The organism is Acinetobacter sp. YH16044 (assembly GCF_013417145.1).
GTDB lineage: Bacteria > Pseudomonadota > Gammaproteobacteria > Pseudomonadales > Moraxellaceae > Acinetobacter > Acinetobacter amyesii.
Genome location: NZ_VPEK01000060.1, coordinates 1 through 6,942, shown reverse-complemented (window position 1 = coordinate 6,942; position 6,942 = coordinate 1). Strand labels below are relative to the sequence as shown.

The 6,942-nt window shown below is 39.7% G+C and carries 6 protein-coding genes; all 6 read left to right on the top strand.

Features of this window, described 5'->3' with window-relative positions; all coding sequences use genetic code 11:
* A partial coding sequence (locus FTV38_RS16020; protein ID WP_180022981.1) for a hypothetical protein occupies window positions 1–662 on the top strand: 662 nt, incomplete at its 5' end.
* 406 nt (window positions 663–1,068) lie between these two features.
* Window positions 1,069–2,445 (top strand): replication initiation protein, encoded by a 1,377-nt coding sequence (locus FTV38_RS16015; protein WP_180009610.1) that lies wholly within the window; start codon window positions 1,069–1,071, stop codon window positions 2,443–2,445.
* Between the two features lie 223 nt (window positions 2,446–2,668).
* Complete coding sequence (gene mobC, locus FTV38_RS16010; RefSeq protein WP_180022980.1) at window positions 2,669–3,352, top strand: plasmid mobilization relaxosome protein MobC; 684 nt, start codon at window positions 2,669–2,671, stop codon at window positions 3,350–3,352.
* Window positions 3,342–5,477 (top strand): hypothetical protein, encoded by a 2,136-nt coding sequence (locus FTV38_RS16005; RefSeq protein ID WP_179995767.1) that lies wholly within the window; start codon window positions 3,342–3,344, stop codon window positions 5,475–5,477. Before mobC ends, FTV38_RS16005 begins: the two co-directional genes overlap by 11 nt.
* 14 nt (window positions 5,478–5,491) lie before the next feature.
* Window positions 5,492–5,770 carry a hypothetical protein gene (locus FTV38_RS16000; protein ID WP_179991719.1) on the top strand — a complete coding sequence of 93 codons (279 nt, stop codon included), beginning with the start codon at window positions 5,492–5,494 and terminating at the stop codon, window positions 5,768–5,770.
* Between the two features lie 255 nt (window positions 5,771–6,025).
* Window positions 6,026–6,937, top strand: coding sequence for a replication initiation protein (locus FTV38_RS15995; RefSeq protein ID WP_179991720.1), 912 nt, complete (start codon window positions 6,026–6,028; stop codon window positions 6,935–6,937).
* Window positions 6,938–6,942 lie beyond the last annotated feature (5 nt).

The following is a 6,942-nucleotide window of genomic DNA, read 5'->3' as shown; positions in this document are numbered from 1 at the left end:
GTGAACATCGTGAAGATGCTGAAAAGAAAGCCGTAGCACTAAAAGACAGTGAGCAGAAGAAGCTGTCAGAAGTTGTTGCAGATATTGTAGCAGGTCGCATCACCGAGATCGGTGACAGTTATGCAAGTGAAATCACACGCTTGTCAGAAGAACTTGAAATAGCACTAGCTGATAAAGAATCACTATCAGAAGAAAATAGCAGTCAGCTCACAGAAATTGAGCAATTAACTTCTGAAAATCAGGATTTAAAAGCGAAGTTGAAATTTCTTGAAGAAGAACATGCACGAAGTAAAGCTGAAATTATTGAACAGTATGAACAGCATAAGAAAGTCATATCTGAGCAATATGCAGAAGCAAAACAGCAATATTCTGAAGGTCTTGCTGAGTTCAAGCAAAGTAATACAGCTCTGAAAGCAGAACGTGACCAGTTGCAGCTAAAAGTTGCCGAAGCTCAGTCTAATGAACGTGTTGCATCTGTCAGACTTGAAGAAGCGCAGAAGAATATTAGCCGTTTTCAGACTGAGATCAGTGAGCTGAAATCTGAAATTCGTGATCTACGTGCCCCACATCAGCCACAGCAATTAAAAAAGAAGGGCAAGGTCGAAGAACAGCCAATAGATGACAAAACTGGTGATTTGTTAGCAGAAGCTGAAAAGCCATAATGCCCCTTTCTTTTCTTGCGGAGCACAGCCAAAGGCTGTGCTGTCCTCAGAAAAAAAAGTGGCTCAAATGAAACATGGCACAAGTCAATATGCTTGAAAAATTACAGGTTTTGATGTGGTAACGAACTTTTTTTGCTGAAATTGCATCAATGAGAACGTGAATTTTAAAAAAAATGTATTTTAGAGGTTCGCCATTTGTTGCATTGAACAACAAACAGTTGTAACGTGCTTTTAACAGATTCTTTTTAATAAAAAACTCGATTTTCAGGTACAAAAAAAGACCCGAAAAAATTCTTTGGCGAGAATGGGTCTTTTGATGTACGTGTTGATCACTTACGGATAGTCAACATGCTTAATCATTATAGCAGTCAAAGACCACTCCGCAAGCCATCTAAGGGCTTGTGCGATGCAAATTAGTTCAAATCATACAAATATTTCACCAAAATCGTATTTATTTATTGATAAATCAGAACAAATTGCTGATTTACAAGAAGCTCTTGCCCTTTTTGACAAGTGCTTATCACCACTTACACCGCATTGGGTTAGCAAAGATACACTGAACCACAAACCGAAGCATTTACGCCTACGCACTGGGAAAAACTCACCGAGAGAGAGAGATCATTTTGATTTCATTACACCAAGTGAGCGTTCGCAATATGGTTATCTCCGATATGCGTCAGAGTTTTGGCTTGGTACTTTTGTTATTGATATTGATAGCAATGTAGCAGCCAGTATCGAGGAAATAATCAAATTAAACCCTGATTTACCTTTGCCTAATCTGATTGTCAAAAACCCTGTAAACGGACACGTTCAGCTCTATTACTGTCTGCGAAATTCAGTCTGCATTGATGAAAAAAATAAACGCTATAGCAAGAAAGCGGTTGTGCTATTGAATGCAGTAAAAACACGCCTTAAAGAGCTTCTAAACGGTGATTTTGCACATAGAAATTCAGTCGCCAAAAATCCGCATAGCAGCATGTGGCGAGTATCTACTATGCGAGTACAGCCGTATCAGCTTGCTGAACTTGCGAGAATCACACGTATATATGAGCGTCCAGTGATACGCCCTATGCTATTCACTCCAAATTCAGCGAAAGCGGTCAAATTAAGCAAAAATATAACAGTAGGGGAGCGTAACAATTGGCTGTTTGAAACAGTACGGCATCACGCTTATAAGTTGTATTTCAAACATGGCGAGGACTGGACAAAACGCCAGTTTATGTCTTGCTTGTTTGATTTCATGAATAAACTCAATCTTGAGAAGTGCAAAACGCCACTGGTTGAGCGTGAAGTGCGTGAAATCTGCCGGAGTATTACCCGTTTTTGTTATGAGCGTTATAGCTACTCTGAAAACACTAACGATGTGCTACGCAAGATCGCAAAACAGTTAGGAAGAAAAGGTGGAGCAGCAAAAGGTAAGTCATACGCAAAACAACGCAGAAAAGCCCTCTCGCTGCATCGCAAAGGCTTATCTGTTGCTGAGATTGTAAATACTACTCAACTGTCTAAATCTACTGTCTATGCGCTAATTAAGAAGCATAAAAGCCGCATTCAGAAAAACAGAAAATCAGTAGCAGTTAAGCCGGGTCTAAAGCAGAAATCTGTTTTTCCAAATAGCTATCAGTATGGGGTCTGTTCTCTGGCGCCTGTTCCCTATATATCCAAGCAAGATTGCGAAGCAATATTGCTCACCATGACTAATAAACATTCTCTTTTTAGATTTTTAACTTCTATGTCTATGGGCGTCGGGTGGTTGTGGGCAAAATCAAAACCTGTGATATAAGCTTGTGGGCAAGTTGTGGTACAGCTATGCTTTTCCACAACTTGTCCATAAGCCTTATTCACAGACCAGTTTTGATGTTCGCTTGCGATTGTCCATAACCTCCCAGCCCGCTTTTATTTTGCTTTTTCTATAACTCCCCTGCCTCCTTAAATTTCGTTAGCCCTTGCTATGAATAAACAATGTTCTTGATGAACGATTGTTTATTCAAGCGCAAAGTGCTAACTTGAAATTTAAGCAAGCCTACCCTGTAGCTACAAATCATGTGCCTGCTACGCAGTCCATCGATGTTGTCGCACAGGAGTCTTGTTGGATGGCTTCGCCCCCAAACCCCCAAAAGCAAAAACCAAAAACCCAAAGTAGGGGAGTGGTAAAAATGGATGATGACTTAACAAGATTTAAAAAGATCAATCCGAAATCAGAAGTTAAACGTCTACGTCTGACAGTTGATGAAAAAAATCAGCTTGATGATTTTCTTGAGAAAAGAAACTTACAGTTTAGTGACTTCAACAATCGACTAATTAAAAATGCGATTAGTGCAGAATTTCATTTAGTTGAAATTGAAAACTATGTGAAACCCACATTTCCACTCAAACAAAAAAAGCATCATCGACCACCACCAAAAGTAGACCCAGCCGTATTATTCGAACTTGGTCGAGTCGGTACAAATCTGAATCAGTGTGCTAGAGCCTTGAACCTAATTAAAAATGACAAACAACAAGAGTTGGATCTCACTCAAGAATTTAGCTTTATCGAGTGTCTGCAAGTGCTTCAAGCAATCCAAGAAGATATACATAGCGTGATTGGTGAAATTAAAAAAACAACAATGTCCGATACCGCTATCGAGAATGCGAGAGTCCGAGCAGTCAAAGCCGTTGAGTTAGTGGAGGTCGAAACCGATGCACATTAAATTTACGAAACATGGGAAAGGCTGTCCACGCAAAGCGGTTGGCTATTTACTTGCTGAAAAAGATGCAAAAGGCGATTTGCGTCCTGATATTCAGACGCTCAGAGGTGATGCACAAACATTTGTTGCCATTACTGAAAGCCTAGATTTTGATTACCGCTATTCGTCAGCAGTAATCGCTTGGTCAAAACAAGACAATCCGACTGATGCACAGATTCAAGAAACATTAGATCAATTTGAAAAACATGCTTTTGCTGATTTAGACCCGACACGCTATCACATGAATGCCGTGCTACACGTAGCTCAGGATGGTTCAAAGCATGTGCATGTTTTGGTGCCGCGTGTCGATCTTGGAACAGGTAAGTCATTAAATATTGCTCCGCCCGGACACGAAAAATACTTCGATAAACTCAGAGATTATTTAAACGAAAAACATTGCTGGTCCAAACCTGATGACCTCGCAATTTTGAAAGCTGATGTACAGCTACCGCACCACACGCATTCACAAAGATTGGCGGCCATTGAAATTAATTTTGCAGGTAAAACCAAGCCTGAAAAAAAAGAGCTTTTAAATAAAATCGTTGCCCAACGCATTAACGCAGGCGTGATTCAAGACCGTAACGATGTTGTCCAAACGCTTGCTGAATATGGAATCATCACACGAAACGCTAAAGACACTATTTCAGTCAAATTACACGGTGATAAGACAGCCGTGAAGCTCGGAGGGGAGTTTTATAAAGATGGATTCAATGTCACTGCTTACGCAGAAAATCGAGCTAGAGCAGAAGCAGATCAAAGCGCATCAAGAGCAAATGAAGTCGATGCAAAACGAGTTAATGAACTCTATAACAAACTTCAACGAGCAACTGAATCAAGAGCTAGATTCTTTGCAGACAAGTACCAGGTCCCGATTGAAATTTATAGACAACGAAATACAGCAGAGCTGTCAGAACTTGATCAACAACGCACAAGAGCAAAAGGAATCAGTGCAGAAGCTGACGCACAGATCAACCGAGCTATTGAATCAGGTACAAAGTTTAGTGAAACAAGCCGAAAGTTTGAATATTCAGAGCTTAGCTCAACAGCAGACACAGCAACAACAGCAGAAAATCAGTCTAATTTTGTCAGTATCATGTACAGCATTACTGCTAATCCTGATCATAATTTCATGGGTGAAGTAAATGAGCGAATTAAAGCAGTTAATCAGTCAGCAAGTCAGTTTGCTACAGAAACAGAACGAGCTACAGCAGACTTGTATCAACGAGCAGAAGAAGTACATCGAGCACTTAGAACAGCGCAACACAGCACTAATTCAGCAAATGAACCAAGTACCAAAGCTAGATATGTCGCAGTCTTTACAGACATTCGCAATGCAAGCGCAAAAACATTTGCAAGAGAAATTGCTTACTGTACTGGACAACTCGAACATCGAAAAATTAGTGCAGAGCAAGATCAATCAAGAACTAAAACCAATTCTGGACGATATACAGCTCACACAATCGCAATTAACGAAAGCACTTTCGACAGCATCATCATTGAATACAGCAACAGACAACGAAATCAACGTCAGCGAGTTAAACAACAAGCTTCAGAAGCTAGAACTTTCAGTCAACAACTTGATCGAACAACTAAACACATTGATTTAATTGCACGACAACTCAGTAATGTTGTGATTAAGCCAAAGCCCTGTACTGATTTAACTCGATATTTCAAAAACAATGGTTATCGCTCACCGACTGCGGAGCGTATTGCTGTTTGGTCAGAACGTCAGCATGAAGCATTTAAGAATCGAAATATTGAGCAAGTCGCTTACTACATCGAAACCAAATTTCAAGAACTAGGACACTATCAACACTATGAAAATGGGCTGAGTAGAGATGAAATTGATATTGTAAACAAGATGATACGCAATGATGAGCGCATTATTGATTATATGAAAAAATCAGGCTGTCATCTGAATTACGACACTCGACAAAAGCTCAATCGGACATTCTCACTTGAACGAACTTCAAACGAATATCGCTTAAATGATCTTGATAAAAAAGAAAACGAAGTTAAGCCGTTATTTCAGGCGAAGCCTGAAACAAAAGCTATTGAACGTAATAATGACAACGGATTCACAATGTAGGAGATGAAAAAATTATGAAAATAGATATTAGCGAGCACTTTGAAACATCATCAATCAGTGACGTTGCTTATGCTGCAATGCTTACTTTTTCTGAAATGGAAAATGTAGACTTGTCTTATTTACATGATGTGTGCGAACAATTAAATGCAGAAAAACATTGGCTGTTACAGCTAAATTGGTGTCATGAAAAAATGGACAATCAAAACTTTTTTACTTTGTGTAAAAGCTTGAACTATGACCCGATTGAGTTAAATCAAGCATTCAACGTGATCAAGCGTAAAAGTAGAAGATGACCCTTTATTTTTCTGCGTAGCAATGTTTTACATTGCTGTACTCGAAAAAAAAAGCATCTCTAAATCACTGTTTTTACTGCAGTATGCTTTTACTGAAAATAGTGCTACATTTTCATAGGCGAAAAAAAACAGGATTGCCGTCCTGTCTTTCTTCGGAATTTTAATTTAAATGCTTGAAAACACTAAAAATTAAACACCTGAATATGTCTTAATTTTAGCAGTGTTTGCGAGCTTTGCAAGCGGTTACTGTTATAAATGAATAAATGTGAAGCAAAAGACACTGATTTTCGGTCAATTTTTTATCAAGACCTACCGATTAAACCTTATTGTATGGACGAAAAACCAGGCTATATGCTTATTCGTCCCAAATCTATTGCGGTTAAAAAGCCCTATATTCAAGTTAATCCGCCACTTATGACGATTTACTTTGTCTTTGATGATGACAAAGAAGATTCCGCTTTATCCTGGTTTGACGCAGGTTTGCCACAGCCGTTTTGGACAACACAGAACCCAATCAACGGTCATTGCCATCACTGCTACAAGCTTGAGATACCGCTTTGTACAAGCGAGTTTGCTAGTGTGAAAGCAATCAAGTACGCACAAGCTATTTACTACGCTTTTGCACTCAAAATGGGTGCTGATCTCAGTTATTCTCATTTGATCACAAAAAATCCTCTCAATGACCAGTGGAGGACGATTTTTTGGACTGATAAAGCGTATTCGCTGGATTATCTTGCTGACTTCGTGGATCTGCCGAAGAAGATACCGAAAAAACTTGAAGTAGTTGGTTTAGGTCGCAATGTCACCATGTTCGAGAAAGGGCGTCATTGGGCGTATAAGGCGATTAGAGACTACATGCACCACAACTCTAGCCACGAGTGGGAAAGAGCCGTCAGGGCGCAAATAGAAGCGATTAATAGCGGTTTTGAACAACCTTTACCGTATAGCGAAGTAAAGGCGACATCAAAGAGTATTGCTAAATGGGTTTGGCAGCGTTTCAGCTATGGAGATTTCAGCGAGATTCAAGCTAAACGTGGTGCGAAGGGAGGTGCCAAGTCCAAACGTGGCCCTAAAGCTGATTCAGAGCGTTCAAAAAAGCCTTGGGAAGCCCTTGGAATTGGTCAAGCTACATATTATCGGCGCAAGAAAAAAGGTTTGATAAAGTGATAGCA

Bases quoted from the DNA above. Each gene is read 5' to 3' on its own strand.
- FTV38_RS16005 (WP_179995767.1), top strand. From the start codon at position 3,342: ATGCACATTAAATTTACGAAACATGGGAAAGGCTGTCCACGCAAAGCG.
- FTV38_RS16000 (WP_179991719.1), top strand. From the start codon at position 5,492: ATGAAAATAGATATTAGCGAGCACTTTGAAACATCATCAATCAGTGAC.
- FTV38_RS15995 (WP_179991720.1), top strand. From the start codon at position 6,026: ATGAATAAATGTGAAGCAAAAGACACTGATTTTCGGTCAATTTTTTAT.
- FTV38_RS16015 (WP_180009610.1), top strand. From the start codon at position 1,069: ATGCAAATTAGTTCAAATCATACAAATATTTCACCAAAATCGTATTTA.